We start from the raw sequence: 19,112 nt of genomic DNA on the forward strand, positions 1-19,112 counted from the left end.
ATCATGGCAGCGCCTCGCAACAGTCTCATGGAGGACCGGTACCCACGACCGGGGCGTTCACCCGCCGTGGGAGCGTGGCCGGCGAGCCCGGTGGGTAACGGGTGCGGAGCACGACCCAGCCGAACGAGCAGCCGAGCCGGAGGAGGAGCCGCATGCCGCCGCAGACCATCGCCGGCCGCTACCGCGTCGAGCGGGAGATCGGGCGCGGGGGCATGGGCAGCGTCTGGTTGTGCCACGACGAGGTCCTCGGACGGGCGGTGGCCGCGAAGCAGGTCGGCAAGCTGCCGGGAGAGTCGATCCCCGACCTGGCCCGCGCGATGCGGGAGGCCCGCTCGCTCGCGGCGCTGAACCACCGCAACGTCGTCTCGGTGTACGACGCCATCCAGGACGGCGACCACATCTGGCTCGTCATGGAGTACGTCGCCGGGCGCACCCTGTCGCAGATCGTCGCCCAGGAGGGCCCGCTGCCCCCCGAGCGCGTCGCGTGGATCGGGGCCCAGGTGGCCGACGGGCTGGTGGCGGCCCACGCCCGCGGCACGGTGCACCGCGACGTCAAGCCCGGCAACATCCTGGTCACCGAGGACGACGTCGCGAAGATCTCCGACTTCGGCATCGCCCGCACCACCGGCGACGACCACCTGACCCGCTCCGACATCGTCGTCGGCAGCCCGGCGTACTTCTCCCCGGAGCTCGCCCGCGGCGAGGACCCGAGCCCGGCCGCCGACGTGTGGGCGCTCGGGGCGACGCTCTACGCGGCCGTCGAGGGCGCACCGCCGTTCCCCGAGCAGTCGAACGCCATCGCCCTGCTCGTCACCATCGCCACCCAGCGACCGCCCCAGCCGCAGCGGGCGGGCCTCCTCGGTGACGCGCTCGCCCGGATGATGGACCCCGACCCGGTCTCCCGGTGGTCGATGGACGACGCCGCCCACGCGCTGCGCCGCCTCCACCAGCGGCACGGGGCCGGCGGGGGTACGCCGCGGACGGGCGCGTTCGCCGCCCCGGTCGCGCCGACGTCCACGGCCCCGGAGGCCGTGGTCCCGCCCGCGACCCCGCCCGTGCCGCCCGAGCCGGCACCCGCCGCGCTGCCCGTCGGCCCCGACGGCCCCGGCGCCCCCGGCGACGACCGGCGGCACCGCTGGCCGCTCGTCGCCGCGCTGGCGCTGGTCGCCGTCCTGGGCGGCATCGCGTTCCTCGTGTGGGGCCTCGGCGACGACGACCGGGAGAGCGCCGACGACCCCGCGCCGGCCACCTCCTCCAGCGAGGCCCCGGCGAGCACGGCCACCGAGGAGGAGCCGTCGAGCCCCGAGCCGACCGCGTCGGCCCCTCCCGCCCCCGAGCCGACCACGACCACGTCCGCCCCGGACGAGGACGCCGAACGGGCGCAGTTCGTCGAGGCCTACTACGGCGCGCTGCCCGGCGACACCGGGACGGCCTGGGCCATGCTCGGCAGCGGGTTCCAGGACGAGGTCGGGAGCCTCGCCGACTACCAGGGCTTCTGGTCGACGATCGACGCCGTGACCGTGGACGACGTCCAGCCGGCGGGGGAGGGCGCGGTGGACGTGACGCTCACCTACACCAGCGACGGCTCCTCGGAGAGCGAGGTGCGCCGCCTCTACCTGGAACGCGGCGACGGCGGCTACCTCATCGTCGACGACGAGGTCGCCGGCTGACCGAGCGCCAGGGCGGGTACCTGCCCCGGACCACGCCTACCCCCGGAGGCCCCCGTGTTCCTGTTCTTCAGCAACCGCCTCGGTTGCTTCGGCTCGATCCTGCTCTCCCTCGCACTCACCGCGCTGCTCGTGCTGGTGCTGGTCGTCCTCTGACCCACCGGGCCTGACCCGCAGGGCCTGACCCGCAGGACCTGATCCACCCCGACCGGTACGGCGCGCGCCGTACCGGTCAGCCGTGCGTCGCGTGCCACCACCGCGGCGGCGCGTCCACGAGGTACCACGCCACCCACGTCACGGGGAACAGCGCGCCCGCGAGCGCGGCGCGCACCCGTCCCGCGCCCCGCCGCCGACTGCCGCGCGCCGTGAGCACGGCGAGCGCCAGGGGGAGGGCGGCCAGCGCCGCCACGACCGCCCACGTCAGACCCATGCCCAGCAGTCTGACGCAGGTGCCGCGCCTGCGCACCCCTCTCCGTTGCCGGACCACCGCGTCCCCGCGCGATTTCTTCCCGTCACAGGTGGCGCTCAGCGAATGCCTAGTCAATAATGAAAATCGTTCGCAAGAGCGTCGCTCGTCGACCTCGTCCCTGGGTCCGCATGCCCGGACGCGGCGAGCCGTCGTGACCCGAGAAGAGAGAAGACCCGTGAACCCCACGTCAACACCGCCTCGTGCGGTCGGCCTGGTCGTCGCGCTGGCGACCGGTCTCGGTGCGCTGGCCCTGCCCGCCGCACCCGCGGGTGCCGCCGAGGGGCCGGCCCCGGCCCCGCGGGAGCACCGCGTCCTGCAGGACGTCCACACCGACGCCGTCTCCACGTTCCTCGACGCCGGTGCCTTCGCACTCGGGTCGAAGGCCGACGTCCCCGAGGGCAACGGCACGCGCCTCGACCCCGACACCACCTGGTTCCACGTCGACGACGACTCCGTGATGACCGTGCCCGCGGGCTACGAGTTCGTCGCGCCGGCCGGCACGCAGGTCTGGATCGCGCCCGAGTCCAACCCCGGCCCGTCCCAGCTGTGGCCGGGCTTCTCCACCGAGTCGATCCCGGTCGGGGGCGTGGAGGGCAACCGCACCACGTTCACGCTGACGAGCCTCGAGGGTCCGGGCGACCTCGAGCTCTTCACCAGCGGCAACTTCGGTCAGCCCAACCGCCTGTGGTCCTCCGACGAGGACACGTTCCGCACCTTCACCATCGGGCGCACCCACATGCACGCCAACTGGGCGTTCACGGCCCCCGGCACCTACGAGGTCGGCGTCGAGGCGACGGTCACGGTCGGCGGTCAGCCGCAGCGCGACACCGCGACGTACACCTTCGTCGTGGGAGACCTCCCCGAGGCCGTCGCCACGACGACCACGCTGAGCGCGTCGAGCGAGCGCCTGGTGCTCGGCGACACCCTCGAGCTGGCGGCCACCGTGGCGCCGGCCGAGGCCGCCGGGTACGTCGAGCTCCTCGCCGGCGAGCGGGTGCTGGGCCACGAGGCGGTCGTCGACGGCGCGGCGCGGTTCACCACCGACGCCCTGACGGTCGGCACGCACGCCATCACCGCCCGCTTCGTGCCGTCGGTCGCCAACCTCGCCGCCGCCTCGACCTCCGCGGCCACCTCGGTCGTCGTGACCGAGGAGCCGGACGGCGCGGAGTTCGGCATCCACGGTCTCCGGGACGGCTACACGGCCGGCGACCCGCTCACGGCGCGCGTCGTCGGCGCGACCCTCGCCGAGGGGCAGAGCTACCGCTGGCTGGCCCGCGTGGCCGGCAGCGACGCCTCCAGCATGGTCGTCAGCGGCACCGGCACCGAGGCCGCCGCCGGCCGTCTCGAGCTCGTCGCCGACATGGGCTGGGACGGGTACGAGCTCGCTGTCGAGCTGGTCGAGGGCCGCACCGTCGTGCAGAGCACCCCGTGGCAGCGGGTGACGGTCGCCCCGACCTCCGCCCCCGTCGAGGCGCGCCTCGAGCAGACGGGCGCGACGTACGTCGGGGAGCCGCACCGCGTCGCGGTCACCGCTCGCGAGGGTGCGGGCGAGACCCTGCGCCTCGTCCACCGCAGCAACGGCTACACGTGGTCCGAGGTGCCGGGCGCGGTCGTCACCGACGGCGCGCTCGAGGCCGTCCCGACCTTCGACACCGTCGGCGAGTGGGCCGTGCAGGCCGTGCGCGACGGTGTCGCCGTTGCCCAGTCGGCCCCGATCGCAGTGGACATCCGCAACCGCGAGGTCCTCATCGAGGGCGTCCAGGGCGTCTACCGCGACGGCAGCACGCTGCGGGCCACCGGCACCGTCTTCCCCGCCGCCGAGGGCCTGACCTACGTCTGGCAGTACTCGAACTTCGACGCCGACCCGTGGGTGAACACCGAGATCGAGCGCGGCACGGGCCCCGAGGCGCTCAGCGTCGAGATGCCCGTGACGGCCGACCTCGACGGCGGTCTGCTCTACCTCATCGCGGTCCGCCCCGGTGCGGGCGCCGACGGCGAGGACGTCTACGCCGGCCAGGCCAGCGTCGCGATCAACGTCTCGACGGCGGACGCCGACGAGCAGGTCTTCTTCTTCCAGGGCCTCGGCGGGCACTACCACCAGGGCGGGGCGATCAACCTCGACCTCGTCGCCGACCCCGGTCTCGCCGAGGGCGACACCGTCGCCTGGCAGTGGCGCTGGCCGGGCACCGAGGAGTGGACGACGCTCCCCGGCGCCGAGGGCCTCTCGCACGACCTCGTGGCCGAGCAGGCGCTCGAGGGCGTGCAGGTGCGGGCGACGCTGACGTTCGCCGGCACCGACGAGACCGTCACGACCGAGCCGGTCGCGATCCACGTCGACGACCACGGTGCCGCCCCGCGGCAGGTCGTCACGGTCGCGGGCGGCGCCGAGCAGGTCACGGCGGGCGAGACGGTCGAGCTGACCGCGTCCGTCGCGCCGGCCACCGTGCTCGACACCTACCGGTGGACGCTCACGCCCGCCGGTGGCGGCGAGCCCGTCACGGTCGAGGGGGCGACGGGTGCGACGTACGCGTTCCCCGCGACGACCGAGCTCGACGGCGCGCAGGTGACCGCGAGCGTGGTGCGTCCCGACGGCGCCGTCGCCTACGGCCCGTCGGCCCCGGTGACACTGGACGTGGCTCCTGCCGCCGAGCCCGACGTCCCCGCGCTCCCGCAGCCCGGGTCGGTGGGCACGGGGTCGAGCATCTCGCCCGCGGGCCCGTGGCAGTACGGCCGCCTCGGCACGGCCAAGCCCATCTCGGTGTTCTTCGAGGGCCACGACGGCGAGGCCGTCACCGGCACCGTGTTCGTCACGACCCGCCGTGCGGGCACCGGGCAGGTCACGGCCACGGCCTACGCGTACGACGGCACCCGCCGCCAGGTGGCCACCCCCGTCCTGCCGCAGGTCAAGGGCAGCTACCAGGTGGGCGTCGTCTTCGTGCCGCACGACGACACCTACCGCACGACCCAGCGCCACTTCTGGATCTGGGCCACCCCGACCGGTCGCCCCTGAGCGACCCACCGAGCGGCCCAGCCTCGGCGCTCCACCCGTCGTCCCCGGGACACCCGTCCCGGGGACGACGGGCGGGCCGTCCGCCTCGTCCCCACCCTGGAGAGAAGTCCCCGTGCGTCACCGCCCGTCCCGCCTCGTGCCCCTCGCCGTGCTCGCCCTCGCGGTGCCCCTCGTCGCCGCGCTGCACCCGTCCCCGTCGTCCGCGGCCGCCGCCGCGGCCCCGTGGGACGTTCCCAACGGCACCGTCAACGCCGCCGGCGCCGTCGTGCTGAACGACGGCCACGTCGACGTCGCGTCCCTGCTGGAGGCCGGCGAGCTGACCACGCGGATCAAGGACGGCACGGCCGGCGCACCCGTGTACCGCGACCCCGCCACGACCGTGCTGCAGCTGCTGCCCGCCTCCCGCGCGACCATCCCCGCGCAGGGCTTCGACTTCCTCGGCGCCCCCGGCGACCCCGTGTGGCAGGTCGCCGAGACCCAGCAGGAGGGCCTGCTCTGGCCGGGCTGGTCCACCGAGGCCATCGACCCGGCGGCCATCCCGGGCGGCGTGCGGTGGTCGCTGGAGGGCGTCGACGGCCCGGGCGACTTCGTCCTCCACGCCTCCGACCCCGGGAGCCTCGGCGCCACGCGCGTGCTCCTCTCGAGCCGCGACGGGATCTCGGCGGCCGACACCCTCACCGTCGCGCCGAACACCCACGCCCACGGCTCCTGGGCGTTCACCGCCCAGGGCACCTACTGCCTCGCCTTCGAGCGCTCCGCGCAGCGGGCGTCGGGAGGTCGGACCGTCGACGCGTTCCACCTCGCCGTCGCCGTCGGCGAGACCGACGTGCGCTCCGTGGACCCCGCGGACTGCGCCGGCGGGGTCGACCCGGGCCCCGACCCCGACCCGGGCCCCGACCCCGACCCGGGCCCCGACCCCGACCCCGACCCCACGCCGGACCCCACCCCCGACCCCACCCCGGACCCGGGACCCACCCCCGGACCGACCCCCGGCGGGACGTGGGACGTCCCCAACGGCACGGTCAACCGCGCCGGGGCCACGGTGCTCAACGACGGCCACGTCGACGTCGCGTCGGTGCTGACCGACGGGCGTCTCGACACCCTCGTGAAGGACACCACCACGTCCGCCACCCGTCCGGTGTGGCGCCGGCCCGACGAGACGGTGCTGCAGCTCCTGCCCCGCACGCGGGCCCAGGTGCCGGCGGGTCCGACGTACGCGTTCCTGGGTGCGCCCGGCAGCCCGGTGTGGCAGGTCTCGCACACCCAGCAGGCAGGGCTGCTCTGGCCCGGCTGGTCGACCGAGGAGATCCCTGCGGCGGCCACGCAGGGCGGCGTCAGCTGGCGGCTCACCGACCTCTCGGGCCCGGGGCACCTCGCGCTCTACCGGCCGTCCTCGACGGTCCTGGGTGGGGTCGACGTCCTCATGAGCTCCCGCGACGGCCTCGACGCCGCGGACACCGTGACGATCCCGAAGAACACGCACGCCCACGGTTCGTGGGCGTTCACCGCCCAGGGCACCTACTGCCTGTCGATGGAGCGCGCCACCCGGCTCGCCTCGGGCGCGACCTCGGCCGACCAGTTCGTGCTCGCCGTCGCCGTCGGCACCGCCGACGTCACCGGCCTCGACCCGGCCCGCTGCGGGGAGACGGTCGACACCGAGCCCGGTGGCACCACGCCGCCCCCGCCGGGGGACGGGGGCGGTGCGGCCGCCGGGTCGACCCCGCCGGCCCGCACGACCCCCGCCCGGCCGTGCGTCCCGCAGGTCACGGTGCTGTCCGCCGGCCACGTGGACTACGCGTCGCGCGTGGTCGACGGCCGGCTGCAGTCGTCGGTCGGCGACGACACGTCGGGCCGCAAGGTCTACCGCGAGCCCGAGGGCGTCGTGCTGTGGGTGAAGCCGTCCGCGGCCGTCACCCTCCCCGCCGGCTTCGGCGCGGTGGGCGCCGCCGGCTCCCGGGTGTGGCAGGTGCCGCAGACGCAGAACCCCGACCTCGTCTGGCTCGGGTGGAACACGGAGTCCCTCAACACCGGGAACGTGCGCGGCGCCGTCGACTGGCGCCTGGACGCCGTCGACGGCCCCGGGCGGGTCAGCGTGTTCCTCACCGGCGCGTTCGGCGGCGTCGACGAGGTCGTGCTCGCCGGGCCGGGGTCGTCGTACTCGATCCCGCTGGGCGTCCACGCCCACGCGAACTGGGCCTTCTCCGCGCCGGGGGTCTACCGGCTCCGGATGACCCAGACCGCGACGCTGGCGGACGGCACGCGGTCCAGCGACACCGAGACCCTGACGGTCGCGGTGGGTGACGTCGACCCGGCGGCCGCGGTCGTCCGTACCGGTGCCGGCGCGGGGGCCGGCACCGCGTGCGGTCCGGCCCTGGCCGCCGGGGGTGACGAGGCGCTCGTCGCCCGGGCGGCCGCGCAGGCGGCCGCGGTGCCCGCGGACGGCGGGCTCGTGGCGCTGGAGGGCGAGGAGGACGCGGTGCGCGTGGCCGACGCCCGCGGCGAGGACGACGGGGGCGACGCCGTGCCCCTGCTGCTCGGCGTGCTCGGCGGCCTGCTGCTGCTCGGCTCGGGCGGGACCGCCCTGCTGTGGTGGCAGCGGCGTCCGGTGCCGACGCCGTGAGCGGGGTACGCCGCGGGCTCGCCGCCGCCGGCCTCGCGGTGGCGCTGACGACCGGGACCGCGTGCACCGCGTCCCCGCTGCTGTCCGCCGACAGCGGGCGGCTCCAGGTCGTCACGACCACCCCGCTGCTCGCCGACCTCGTGGGCCGGGTCGGCGGCGACCGGGTCGACGTGGCCTCGATCGTGCGGGCCGGCGGGGACCCGCACTCCTACGAGCCGACGCTGCGCGACGCCCGGAACGTGGTCTACGCGGACGTCGCGTTCAGCAACTACGCGCTGCTGGAGGAGCACAACGTCATCCGCACCCTCGACGCCAACCTGCCGGCCGGGGCGCCCAACGTGTCGCTGGCGGAGGAGTCGGTGAAGTACGCCGCCGAGCTGATCCCGCTCGTCGAGCACGTCGACCTGGACACGGTCTGGCTCGGCATGCGGGCCCGGGGCGACGCCGCGGAGCAGGGCGCGACCCGGGCCTCGCAGGTGCTCGTCTCGGCCGTCGACGCCACCGGGCCGGGCGACGTGCACGCCTACCTCACGGGCACCTTCGGCGACACCGACGTCTACCTCGACTCCTCCGACGGCTTCGACGCCGCGGACGGGTACGGCGACGACACGATGACGCTGCCCGTCGACGCCCACACCCACCTGTCGTGGGCCTTCGACGAGCCGGGCACCTACACGCTCACCTTCCGGGCCCGGCTACAGGTCGACAGCACCAGCCGGCCCGTCGACGTCGGTGAGGCGACCGTGACCTTCGCGGTCGGGGTGAACCCGCACGAGGCGGCCGCCGAGGCGGGCATCACGGATCCCGTGGTGCTCTCCGAGGGCCACGCCGACGTCACCGCCGACCTCGACGAGGGCGCCGTCGTCGTCGTCCACGACCCCTCGGGCGGCGGCGAGCACACCCAGACCACGTACGACGCGTCCCGCGTCGTCGTCGACGTGCCGCCCCGCGCGCTCGACGAGGTGCCCGAAGGTGCCGGGCACGACTTCCTCGGCCGCCCCGGGACCCGGGTCTACCAGCTCGCCCAGGCCGTGCTGGGCAAGCACGTGCACGGGGAGATCGACCCCCACCTGTGGCAGGACGTGGGCAACACGATGGCCTACGCCCAGCTGATCCGCGACACGCTCATCGAGGCAGACCCGGCCGGCGCGCGGGAGTACCGGGCGAACACCGAGGCCTACCTCGCGGAGCTCGAGGAGGTCGACGCCTACGTCCAGGCCGCGATCGACGCGATCCCGCCCGCGCGGCGCTACCTCGTCACCACGCACGACGCCTTCGGCTACCTGGCCGCGGCGTACGGCATCGAGGTCGCCGGCTTCGTGACGCCGAACCCGGCGGTCGAGCCGTCCCTGGCCGACCGGCGCAAGCTCACCCAGACCCTGCGCACGCTCGAGATCCCCGCGGTGTTCCTCGAGCCCAACCTCGCCGCCCGATCGAGCACGCTCTCCGAGCTCGCGGCCGAGACCGGGGTGCGGGTGTGCGCCATCTACGGCGACACCTTCGACGACCGCGTGACGTCGTACGTCGAGCTGGTGCGGTTCAACGCCGACTCCCTGCGCGAGTGCCTGGGCCCGTGACGCGCCGCCACCGCACCGCCCACCCCCGTCCCGATCCGCCCGTCCTGTCCACCACCGTCCCCGCCAGCACCGCCACCGGCGGCAGCAGAGGAGCACCACGCATGACCGCCACCGGGCCCCGCCGGCCCCACCCCCGTCCGTCCCGCCGCGGCCGACCGGCCCGCGCGGCGCTCGCCGCCCTCACGGCCCTGGTGCCGCTGCTGCTCGTCGCCGGGCCGGGTGCGTCACCGCCCGCGGGGGCCGCCGAGCCCACCGACGACCCCGGAGGCCTCGACCAGACCGTCGAGGCGGACCAGCCGGTCGTGCGGGGGGAGCGGGTGCTCACCTCCGGCCACGTCGACATGGGCCCGAAGCTCGTCGACGGCGAGTGGACGTTCCTCGTCCACGACGACGTGGCCCGCGGCGAGGCCGGCGGGCAGAGCGTGTGGCGCCACCCCGACGAGACGGTCCTGCACATCCTCGACGAGGGCCGGCTGAGCGTGCCGGAGGACCCGGCGTACGCCTTCCTCGGCGCCGAGCCCGGCGCGGACGTCTGGGTGATGCCGCAGACGCAGGACCCCGACGTGGTCTGGGTCGGGTGGAACACCCAGGACCCCGGGGTCATGGAGAGCATCGACCGGGGCGTCACGCTGTCGCTCACCGGGGTGCAGGGACCCGGGACCGCCACCGTCTACCTGCAGTCCGGGTCGTTCGGCGAGCCGCAGGTGCTGTGGGACTCGCGCGTCAGCGAGCCGCAGCCCGTCTGGGTCGACGTCAACACCCACACCCACGCCAACTGGGTCTTCACCGAGCCGGGCGTCTACCTCCTGCAGCTGACGGCCGAGGCCGACCTGGTCGACGGCACGACGGTCAGCGACACCCAGGTGGTGCGCTTCGCGGTCGGCACCGCCACGTCGCCGCAGGACGCGCTCGCCGCGACCTGGGAGGGTGGCGACCGCGGCGCGGCCGGCGCCGGAGCGGGCGGCGACGTGGTGGCGCAGCCGGCGGACGGCACGGCGCCGGCCGCGTCCGGCGAGGACGCCGCGGCGGACGGGGGCCGGGACACGCTCACCGTGGTGCTCGTCGTGGCGATCGCCGCCGTGGGCCTCGCCCTCGTGGCGGGGGTCGTCGTCGCGCTGGTGCGGGGACGTCGCGAGCGCGACCGCGTGCTGCGGGGCGGACCGCGCGAGGACGAGGAGGTCCGCGCGTGAGCGCGCTGGTGCTGGACGGCGTCGCCGTCGAGCTGGGTGGGCGGCGCGTCCTCGACGGCGTCGACCTCGCCGTCGCCCGCGGCGAGCTGGTGGGCCTCATCGGCCCCAACGGCGCGGGCAAGACGACGCTCCTGCGCACGACGCTCGGCCTCGTGCGCCCCTCGGCCGGACGGGTGGAGGTCGACGGCCGCCCGGCGCGTCCGGGCCGCGCCCCGATCGGCTACGTGCCGCAGCGCCACGAGTTCGCGTGGGACTTCCCGGCCTCGGTCGCCGGTGTCGTCATGACGGGCCTGACCCGGCAGGTCGGCCTCGGTCGGCAGCCGCGGCGCCGGCACTGGGAGGCGGTCGCCGAGGCGCTGGACCGCGTCCGCATGCGCGAGCTCGCCGAGCGGCCCGTCGGCCAGCTGTCCGGGGGCCAGCGCCAGCGGGTGCTCGTCGCCCGCGCCCTCGTGCAGCGGCCCGCCGTGCTGCTGCTCGACGAGCCCTTCACGGGGCTCGACCTGCCCACCCAGGAGCTGCTGTCCGAGCTGTTCACCGGTCTGGCCCGCGAGGGCCGGGCGGTGCTGATGACGACCCACGACCTGCTGGGCGCCCTCGACACCTGCGACCGCATCGCCCTGCTGCAGCGCCGGGTGGTCGCCACCGGCACCCCGGCCGAGCTGGCGGCGAGCCCGCAGGCGTGGATGGACACGTTCGGCGTCGGTCCCGACTCCGCGCTGCTCCGCGTGCTCGTGCGCGTGCTCGAGGCGGCGTGATGTCGCCCGCCGAGTTCCTCACCGACCTGCTCAACCCCGACCTGTCGTTCCTGCCCAAGGCCCTCGCGGTGCTCGTCATGAGCTCGGTCGTGTGCGGGGTCGTCGGCTGCCACGTCGTCCTGCGCGGCATGGCCTTCATCGGCGACGCGGTCGCCCACGCGGTCTTCCCCGGCCTGGCCGTGGCGTTCGTCGTGGGCGGCAACCTGGTGCTCGGCGGCACGATCGCCGGCGTCCTCACGGCGGTGCTCGTCGCCGTGTTCGCGCAGAACCGCCGGCTCAAGGAGGACTCCGTCATCGGCGTCTTCTTCGTCGCCGCCTTCGCGCTCGGCATCGTGGTCATCTCCCAGGCCCAGGGGTACGCCGGCAGCCTGCAGCAGTTCCTCTTCGGCTCGATCGCGGGCATCCCGACGCGCGACCTGTGGGTCGTCGGTCTCACCGGACTCGCCGTGCTGGTGCTGGTCACCGTGCTCGGCAAGGAGCTCGTGACCATCTCGCTCGACCGCGAGTCGGCCCGCGCGCTGGGGCTCCGGGTCTTCTGGTTCGACCTGCTCCTCTACGTCCTCGTCACCCTCGCGGTGGTCATCTCCGTCCAGACGATCGGCAACATCCTCGTGCTCGCGCTCCTCATCACCCCGGCGGCCACGGCCCGCCTGCTCACCGACCGGCTCGGCGCGATGATGCTGCTGGCCCCCGCGAACGGCGCCGCCTGCGCCGTCGTCGGCCTCTACCTGTCGTGGTCGTTCGACCTCCCGACCGGCGGCACCGTGGTGCTCGTCCTGACCGCCGTGTTCCTGCTGGTGTGGACCCTCGGCGGTGCGCTCCGCACGGCGCGCACCGCCCGCGGGCAGGCGCGGGCGTCGGCTCCCGTCGTACCCGTTCCGGTCGGCGCGGCGGGGGACCTCCGATGAGCCGGGTCGGCTCGGGGAAGCGCCCCGACCGCGGGCGTACGGCGCTGCTCGCCACCTCCTGCGCCCTCGCCGTGCTGGGGCTCGGGGCCGTCGCCGCGGGGGTGGTCGACGCGCGCAGCGACGACGGTCGCAGCCCTGCGTCGCCGCCCACGTCGGCCCCCGCCGTGGACCCGACCGCGCCCCGGACCTTCCCCGCGGCACCGGCCGAGCCGGACGGCGACGCCGCGGGCACGGTCGACGGGACCGACGGGGCCGCCGGTCCCGTGACCGACCTCGTCGACGCGGCGTGGGTCGCGAGCACCGCGGCGACGACGGGCGTGCCGGAGCGGGCGCTCGCGGCGTACGCCGGCGCCTCCCTCGCCGTCGCCTCGAGCGCGCCCGGGTGCGGCCTGGGGTGGAACACGCTGGCCGCGATCGGGGCCGTGGAGTCCGACCACGGGCGCATCGGGGGAGCGGTCGTGGGTGCCGACGGGCGGGCCCTGCCCCGGATCCTCGGCGTGCCCCTCGACGGCGACGGCGTGGCCGCGGTCGCGGACACCGACGGCGGCGAGCTCGACGGGGACACCACCTGGGACCGGGCGGTGGGGCCGATGCAGTTCGTCCCCGCCACGTGGCGCGAGCACGCGGCGGACGGTGACGGCGACGGGACGCCCGACCCCGACAGCATCGACGACGCCGCGCTCTCCGCCGCGACGTACCTGTGCGCCACGGGTGGGGTGCTGACCGAGCCGACGGCGTGGATCTCGGCGGTGACGGCCTACAACGCCGACGTCGCCTACGTGAACCAGGTCGCCGACGAGGCCGAGCGCATCGGGGCCGCCGCCGGGCGCTGAGACCGCGGGCCCCGCGCCCCGCGACGCCGTGCTACGTTCCGGACCGAGTCGATCGCATCCTGAGGGATGCCAGGGAACACCGGTGGGAATCCGGGACTGGCGCGCAGCGGTGAGGGAGACGGCGACACCAGGTGCCACTGGGGCGGGAGCCCTGGGAAGGCGGTGTCGTCGGACGATCCCGAGTCCGAAGACCTGTCGGCTCACGTGTTCGACAGCGGGCCCTCGCGCACAGGGCCCCGGACCCGAGAGGCCTCCCGCGGTGGACCCGTCACCTCGTCCTGCTCGCCCCGCCCGCAGGGGCGCCCCCGGCCCTGCCCCCGAGCCCGCCCGCGGCCGCACCCCGTGAGCCACGGGAAGCGGACCCGGACCGCGCGTCCCCGCCGCCGGCTGCCGTTCTGGCCGCTCACCCTCGTCCTGGCTGCGGCCGCGCTCGCCAGCGTCGTCGTCTCCCTGGCGTTCGGCTCCGAGGCGATCCCCGTGGGGGAGGTCGTGTCCGCGGTGACCGACCGCCTGACCGGGCGCGAGCCGGGCCGCTGGGACGTCATCGTGTGGGAGCTCCGGCTGCCGCGGGCGCTCCTGGCGTTCGTCGTGGGCGCGGGCCTGGCGGTCGCCGGCGCGGGCATGCAGACGCTGGTGCGCAACCCGTTGGCCGACCCCTACCTGCTCGGGATCAGCTCGGGCGCGTCGGTCGGCGCCACCGCGGTCATCACGATGGGCGTGCTCGGCGCGCTCGGCATCTACGCGATCTCTGTCGGAGCCCTGCTGGGCGCCCTCGTGGCGGCGCTGCTCGTCTGGCTCGTGGCGACCGCACAGGGCGGGCTGACGCCGCTGCGCCTCGTGCTCTCCGGGGTCGTGCTGTCCTCCGGGCTGTCGGCCATCGCCTCGTTCCTCGTCTTCCTCAGCGACGACCCGCGCGCCGCCAACTCGGTGATGTTCTGGATGCTCGGGAGCGTCGGTGGCGCCACCTGGGAGAAGCTCTGGATCCCCGCCCTCGTCGTCGTCGTGGCCGCCGTGGCGATGGTCGCGATCCACCGGTGGATGGATGCGCTGGCCGCGGGACCCGAGACCGCCTCGGCGCTGGGCGTGAGCGTCACCGGTCTCCGCACGGCCCTCTTCGTCGGCCTCGCGGTGCTCGTCGGCGTGCTCGTCGCCGTCAGCGGGGGCATCGGCTTCGTCGGCCTGATCGTGCCCCACGCGGCGCGGCTGGTCGTCGGGGCGCAGCACCGGGTGGTGCTGCCCGTGGCGGCGCTCGGCGGCGGCCTGTTCCTCCTGTGGGTCGACGTGGTGGCCCGCCTCGCGGTGCGGCCGCAGGAGATCCCGCTGGGGGTCGTGACCGGCGTCGTCGGCGCGCCGCTCTTCCTGCTGCTGATGGGCCGGGGCCGCTACGAGTTCGGGGGCGGCCGGTGAGCCCGGACCACGGCCCCGACGGCGGGGCCGGCGGCGGGCCCGACCTGGCCCTGCGCCTGCGGGGCGTCACCGCCCGCCTCGGCGGTCGGGAGGTGCTGCGCGACGTGCACCTCGACGTGCCGCGGGGACGCCGGCTCGGCATCGTCGGCGTGAACGGCGCCGGCAAGACGACCCTCCTGCGGGTGCTGGCCGGGGTGCTCCACCCCGGCGCCGGGGACGTGCTGATCGCGGACGCCGCCGGACGGCTCGAGGACAGCCACGACGTCCCCATCCGGGAGCGCGCCCGCCGCCTGGCCTACGTGCCCCAGGAGGAGGTGGTCGCGGCCGAGCTGCTCGTCGGCGAGATGGTGGCGCTCGGCCGCGTCCCGCGCGCCCGCCCGTGGTCCCGCGGGGGTACGGCGGAGCGCGAGGTGGTGCTCGCCTCCCTGGCCGCCGTGGGGCTCGCGGACCGGGTCGACGACCCCTGCGACCAGCTCTCCGGCGGCGAGCGGCGTCGTGCGGTGCTGGCCCGCGGCCTGGCCCAGCAGTGCCCGGTGATGCTCCTCGACGAGCCCACCAACCACCTCGACGTCGCCTGGCAGCTGCGCCTGCTGGAGGTGCTCGCCGAGCGCGCCGAGACCCTCGTCGCCACCGTCCACGACCTCGACCTGGCGCTGCGCTTCTTCGACCTCCTGGCCGTCGTCGGCTGGGCCGAACCCGAGCAGCGCGGCTCCGGGCCCGCCGGGCTCGTCGCCGTCGGCCGTCCCGAGGACGTGCTGAGCGCGCCGAACGTGGCGGCCCACTTCGGGGTCGGGTCGACGCAGGTCGCCCACCCCCACCTCGACCAGTCCCACCTCCTGATCCACCCCCGGAAGGACCACCCGTGAGCAGCAGCCCCGCCCGCCGCGTCGGCGTCGTCTCCCTCGCCCTCGGTGCCTCGCTGCTCGGCGGGTGCGGCTCCGACGGCGCCGCCCCGGCGGCGGGGGGCGGGATCACCGTGGAGAACTGCGGGGAGGACCTCACCGTCGCCGAGCCCGTCACCGAGCTCTACGCCTACGACGGCGGGATCATCTCGATCGCCCTCGCCGCGGGTGCGCGCGACGAGCTCGTCGCCGTCACCGGCGTCGAGCGCGACCAGGACGTGCTCGAGCTCGCCTACCCCGACGACCGCGTCGACGACCTCCGGGTCGTGGGCGACCAGTTCCCGACGCTCGAGAACGTGCTGGCCGTCGACCCGCAGCTGATGTTCGCCGGGTGGGGCTACGGGTTCAGCGAGGCCCGCAACCTCGTGCCCGAGATGGTCGAGGAGCACGGCATCGCGACGTACCTGCTGAGCGAGACCTGCCAGCAGGGCGACGGCGGCCGCGGCACGATGGACGCCTGGACGGCGCTGACGACCGACCTGCGCAACATCGGCGAGCTCACCGGCCACGCCGCGACCGCCGAGCGGGTCGTCGCCGACATCGAGGCCCGCCGTACCGCGCTGGAGCAGGCGCCGCAGCCCGAGGAGGCCCCGACGGCGTTCCTCTTCGACTCCGGCACCGACGCGATCTTCACCTCGGGCTCGTACGGCGGGCCCCAGGCGATCTTCGACGCCGCGGGCGTCACGAGCGCCACGGCCGACGTCGACGACACGTGGACCGAGGTCGGCTGGGAGACGCTGGCCGCCGCCGACCCCGACGTCATCTTCTTCGTCGACTACCCGGGGCAGTCGTTCGAGGACAAGGTCGAGGTGCTCCGCTCCAACCCGGCCTCGCGCGACCTCGCCGCGGTGCGCGAGGAGCGGTTCGTGAACCTGCCCTACGCGCTGTGGGTCTCGGGCCCGCTCAACATCGACGCCGCCGAGTGGGTACGACGCGCGGTCGAGCACTTCGGGTTCGCCCCGGAGTCGGGCATCGAGCCGACGCTCGACATCACGGCGCTCGACGAGCTGCCCGGGAACGACTGGGTCGACTGACCGGGGTCCCGGCGGTCGCGGCGGGGGAGCGGCCGGGCTAGGGCCGCTGCAGCCCGCGGCGGCGCATGTGCTCGGCGGCCTCGATCGCGTCGTCGACGAACCGCTCGGTCAGGGCGGTGAGGGTGGCGACGTCCTCCTCCGACCACGAGGCGAGCACCTCGCGGATCATGTCGTCGCCCAGCGCGTAGACGTGGCGTGCCGCCTCGGTGCCCGCGTCGGTCAGGCTGACGAGGGTCGCCCGGGTGTCCGAGGGGTCGGTGGCCCGCTCCACGAGCGCCGCCCGCTCGAGCCGCCCGACGATCTTGCTGACGTTGGAGGCGCCGGTCCCGAGCGCCTCGGCGAGGGCGGAGGGCCGCATCGGGCCCCACGCGAGCAGGTGGCGCAGCGCCTGGTGCGACGGCTGGTCGATCGCCTCGCCGCTGCGGGTCAGGATCTCGCTCTGCAGGGTGGGGGACTCCCACAGCAGGATGAGCGCGCTGAGGCCGGCCAGCAGGCGCGAGCGGTAGGGGAAGTCCTCCGGACGGCGGGCGCGAGGGTCCCGCGCCGTGCTCGGTTCGTCCGCCATGGAGACGACTCTAGGCGCAGCCGCAGGAGGGAATGGACCACCCACCTCGCCGGTTATTGTGTCCGTAAGGACAGTAAATCGGGTGGCGCGAGGGCGTCGACCCGCGGAGGAGGAACCCATGGACACCACCCACGACCCCTACCGCCCGGAGCTCCTGCCGGAGGCCGTCCACGCGTACCTGAGCGGGTACGACGGCGAGACCCGTGACGTCGAGCGGGCCGCCGCTACGTTCGGCCCGTCGGCCGTCGTCGTCGACGACGGCTCGACCTACACGGGGCTCGACGAGATCCGGACCTGGCTCGCCCGCTCGTCGAGCGAGTACCGGTTCACGACGACGTACGTCGGGCAGGAGCGGCTCGGCGACGACGAGTGGCGCGTGCTGGCCCACCTCGAGGGCGACTTCCCCGGCGGGACGGTCGACCTGGGCTACCGCTTCACGCTGCAGGACGGGAGGATCGCCGCGCTCACGATCGCTCCCTGAGCGGCCGCGCCCGGCGTGGTGCGGCCCCCGGCCGGGGCGGCTCGTCGTGTCGTCGCGAGCGCACCTGCCGCACGAGGTCGGCCGCGGCGCCGGGCCACGTCGGGTGCTCGAAGGTGAACCCGGCCTCCAGCAGGCGCCCGGGCACCACCCGCCGGCTCTTGAGGAGCAGCTCGGTGTCGCTGCGCAGCGCGAACGCCCCGAGGGTCGCCATCCACCGCGTCGCCGGCAGCCCGGGGCGGTGCCCCCACTCGCGGCGCAGGGCCCGCATGAGGTCGCTTTGGGGGAGCGGCTCGGGCGCAGCGACGTTGACCGGTCCCTCGATGTCGTCGCGCTCGAGGAGCAGCAGCACGGCGCGGACGAGGTCGTCGGCGTGGATCCACGACACGTACTGGCCCCCGCCGGCCACCGGCCCGCCGACGCCGAGCCGCGCCATCCACAGCAGGTAGTCGAGGATGCCGCCGCGGTCCGGGCTCATCACGAGGGCGGTGCGCAGTGCCACCCGACGCGTGGCCGGCGTCGCGGCCTCCGCCTGCGCCGCCTCCCAGCTCCGTGCGATGCGCACGCTGTACTCCCAGTACAGGGGCACGTGGGGCTCCTCGCCGCCGATCACGCCGTGCGCCTCGTCGTGGGCGGGGCCGCGGGTGTCGGCGTAGATCGTCGCGGTGCTCATCTGCAGCCACACGCGGGGCGGGCGCCCGGCCTGCGCGATCGCCTGCCCGACGGCGCGGGTCGACTCCACGCGCGAGTCCATCATCTGGCGCAGGTTGCGGTCGGTGTAGCGGCAGTTGACGGAACGGCCGGCGAGGTTGACCACGGCGTCCGCCCCGTCGACCTCCGCGGCCCACGGGCCGACCGTGCGCCCGTCCCACACGGCGTGCCGCACGCCCGGCTCGAGCGCCTCGGGACGGCGGCTCAGCACGACGACGTCGTGGCCCTCCGCCGCCAGCGCGCGCCGCAGGATGCCTCCGACCTGCCCGGTCCCACCGGGGATCACGATCTTCATGGGGTGACCGTAACGCAGAACTGAACGCGTTCAAATAGGGCGCGGGCCTAGGGTGGCCGCCGTACCCGAGTCGAGGAGGCAGCCATGGCCACCGTCGTCCTGTTCCACCACGCCCAGGGCCTGACGGACGGCGTCCTCGGGTTCGCCGAGCGCCTGCGCGGGGGCGGACACGAGGTGCACACGCCCGACCTCTTCGACGGGCGCACGTTCGACTCGGTGGTCGACGGGGTCAACCACGTCGCCGACATCGGCTTCCCCGCGATGCTGCAACGCGGGGCGGCGGCGGTCGGTGACCTGCCGCAGGAGCTGGTGTACGCCGGGTTCTCCCTCGGGGTGCTGCCCGCCCAGATGCTCGCGCAGGGTCGTCCGAGCGCCCGTGGCGCGCTGCTGCTGGAGGCGTGCGTGCCGCCCAGCGAGTTCGGCGACCGCTGGCCCGACGACGTGCCGGTGCAGGTGCACGGCATGAGCGACGACCCGTACTTCGCGGGCGAGGGCGACCTCGACGTCGCCCGGGCGCTCACCGCGCAGGTCGAGGGCGGCGAGCTCTTCCTCTACCCCGGGGACGCGCACCTGTTCGCCGACCCGACGCTGCCGTCGTACGACGAGGAGGCCGCGGCCCTGCTCACCGACCGCGTGCTGGCCTTCCTGGCGCAGGCCGACGCCCGCGGCTGAGCGCCCGCGGCGGGAGCCG

16 protein-coding genes and 1 riboswitch are annotated in these 19,112 nt (G+C 75.4%); of the genes, 13 read left to right on the plus strand and 3 right to left on the minus strand.

What is annotated here, in order from left to right:
* Positions 1–152: 152 nt before the first annotated feature.
* Positions 153–1,670, plus strand: a complete 1,518-nt coding sequence (locus ACOACO_RS08180) for a protein kinase domain-containing protein (RefSeq protein WP_420295745.1) — start codon at positions 153–155, stop codon at positions 1,668–1,670.
* A gap of 229 nt (positions 1,671–1,899) precedes the next feature.
* Here the strand turns inward: ACOACO_RS08180 and ACOACO_RS08185 are convergent, their stop codons facing one another.
* Entirely contained in the window at positions 1,900–2,097 is a 198-nt protein-coding gene (locus ACOACO_RS08185) for a hypothetical protein (RefSeq protein WP_420295746.1), read from the minus strand.
* A gap of 214 nt (positions 2,098–2,311) precedes the next feature.
* Here ACOACO_RS08185 and ACOACO_RS08190 point away from each other — a divergent pair, with 214 nt between their 5' ends.
* From ACOACO_RS08190 to ACOACO_RS08235, 10 genes are all read left to right on the plus strand, one after another.
* Positions 2,312–5,146, plus strand: coding sequence for a choice-of-anchor M domain-containing protein (locus tag ACOACO_RS08190; RefSeq protein WP_420295747.1), 2,835 nt, complete (start codon positions 2,312–2,314; stop codon positions 5,144–5,146).
* A gap of 112 nt (positions 5,147–5,258) precedes the next feature.
* The gene (locus ACOACO_RS08195) at positions 5,259–7,766 is read left to right on the plus strand and encodes a TIGR03773 family transporter-associated surface protein (protein WP_420295748.1); all 2,508 of its coding nucleotides are present in this window, start codon (positions 5,259–5,261) and stop codon (positions 7,764–7,766) included.
* Positions 7,736–9,343 (plus strand): anchored repeat ABC transporter, substrate-binding protein, encoded by a 1,608-nt coding sequence (locus tag ACOACO_RS08200; RefSeq protein WP_420295749.1) that lies wholly within the window; start codon positions 7,736–7,738, stop codon positions 9,341–9,343. The genes ACOACO_RS08195 and ACOACO_RS08200 overlap by 31 nt, the downstream gene beginning before the upstream one ends.
* Positions 9,344–9,444: 101 nt before the next feature.
* Positions 9,445–10,533: a choice-of-anchor M domain-containing protein gene (locus ACOACO_RS08205; RefSeq protein ID WP_420295750.1), complete on the plus strand. Its 1,089-nt coding sequence runs from the start codon at positions 9,445–9,447 to the stop codon at positions 10,531–10,533.
* Complete coding sequence (locus ACOACO_RS08210) at positions 10,530–11,288, plus strand: anchored repeat-type ABC transporter ATP-binding subunit (RefSeq protein WP_420295751.1); 759 nt, start codon at positions 10,530–10,532, stop codon at positions 11,286–11,288. Before ACOACO_RS08205 ends, ACOACO_RS08210 begins: the two co-directional genes overlap by 4 nt.
* Positions 11,285–12,196, plus strand: a complete 912-nt coding sequence (locus ACOACO_RS08215; RefSeq protein ID WP_420295752.1) for an anchored repeat-type ABC transporter permease subunit — start codon at positions 11,285–11,287, stop codon at positions 12,194–12,196. Before ACOACO_RS08210 ends, ACOACO_RS08215 begins: the two co-directional genes overlap by 4 nt.
* Complete coding sequence (locus tag ACOACO_RS08220) at positions 12,193–13,029, plus strand: lytic murein transglycosylase (protein ID WP_420295753.1); 837 nt, start codon at positions 12,193–12,195, stop codon at positions 13,027–13,029. Before ACOACO_RS08215 ends, ACOACO_RS08220 begins: the two co-directional genes overlap by 4 nt.
* 32 nt (positions 13,030–13,061) lie before the next feature.
* Positions 13,062–13,244: riboswitch (cobalamin riboswitch) on the plus strand.
* 127 nt (positions 13,245–13,371) lie between these two features.
* A complete protein-coding gene (locus ACOACO_RS08225; RefSeq protein ID WP_420295754.1) occupies positions 13,372–14,436 on the plus strand; it encodes a FecCD family ABC transporter permease in 1,065 nt (354 codons plus the stop codon).
* A complete protein-coding gene (locus ACOACO_RS08230; RefSeq protein WP_420295755.1) occupies positions 14,433–15,302 on the plus strand; it encodes an ABC transporter ATP-binding protein in 870 nt (289 codons plus the stop codon). The genes ACOACO_RS08225 and ACOACO_RS08230 overlap by 4 nt, the downstream gene beginning before the upstream one ends.
* Positions 15,299–16,372, plus strand: a complete 1,074-nt coding sequence (locus tag ACOACO_RS08235) for an ABC transporter substrate-binding protein (protein ID WP_420295756.1) — start codon at positions 15,299–15,301, stop codon at positions 16,370–16,372. Before ACOACO_RS08230 ends, ACOACO_RS08235 begins: the two co-directional genes overlap by 4 nt.
* 37 nt (positions 16,373–16,409) lie before the next feature.
* On the opposite strand, the gene ACOACO_RS08240 is transcribed toward ACOACO_RS08235, so the two are convergent.
* Complete coding sequence (locus tag ACOACO_RS08240; RefSeq protein ID WP_420295757.1) at positions 16,410–16,937, minus strand: MarR family winged helix-turn-helix transcriptional regulator; 528 nt, start codon at positions 16,935–16,937, stop codon at positions 16,410–16,412.
* A 118-nt stretch (positions 16,938–17,055) separates the two neighbouring features.
* On the opposite strand from ACOACO_RS08240, the gene ACOACO_RS08245 reads away from it, so the two are divergent.
* Complete coding sequence (locus ACOACO_RS08245; protein WP_420295758.1) at positions 17,056–17,418, plus strand: nuclear transport factor 2 family protein; 363 nt, start codon at positions 17,056–17,058, stop codon at positions 17,416–17,418.
* Here the strand turns inward: ACOACO_RS08245 and ACOACO_RS08250 are convergent.
* On the minus strand, positions 17,402–18,421 hold the full coding sequence (locus ACOACO_RS08250; protein ID WP_420295759.1) for a TIGR01777 family oxidoreductase: 1,020 nt from the start codon (positions 18,419–18,421) through the stop codon (positions 17,402–17,404). The genes ACOACO_RS08245 and ACOACO_RS08250 overlap by 17 nt on opposite strands.
* A gap of 84 nt (positions 18,422–18,505) precedes the next feature.
* Here ACOACO_RS08250 and ACOACO_RS08255 point away from each other — a divergent pair, with 84 nt between their 5' ends.
* On the plus strand, positions 18,506–19,093 hold the full coding sequence (locus tag ACOACO_RS08255) for a dienelactone hydrolase family protein (protein ID WP_420295760.1): 588 nt from the start codon (positions 18,506–18,508) through the stop codon (positions 19,091–19,093).
* Positions 19,094–19,112: the final 19 nt, after the last annotated feature.

The organism is Nocardioides sp. CPCC 205120, assembly GCF_048654585.1.
Lineage (GTDB): Bacteria > Actinomycetota > Actinomycetes > Propionibacteriales > Nocardioidaceae > Nocardioides.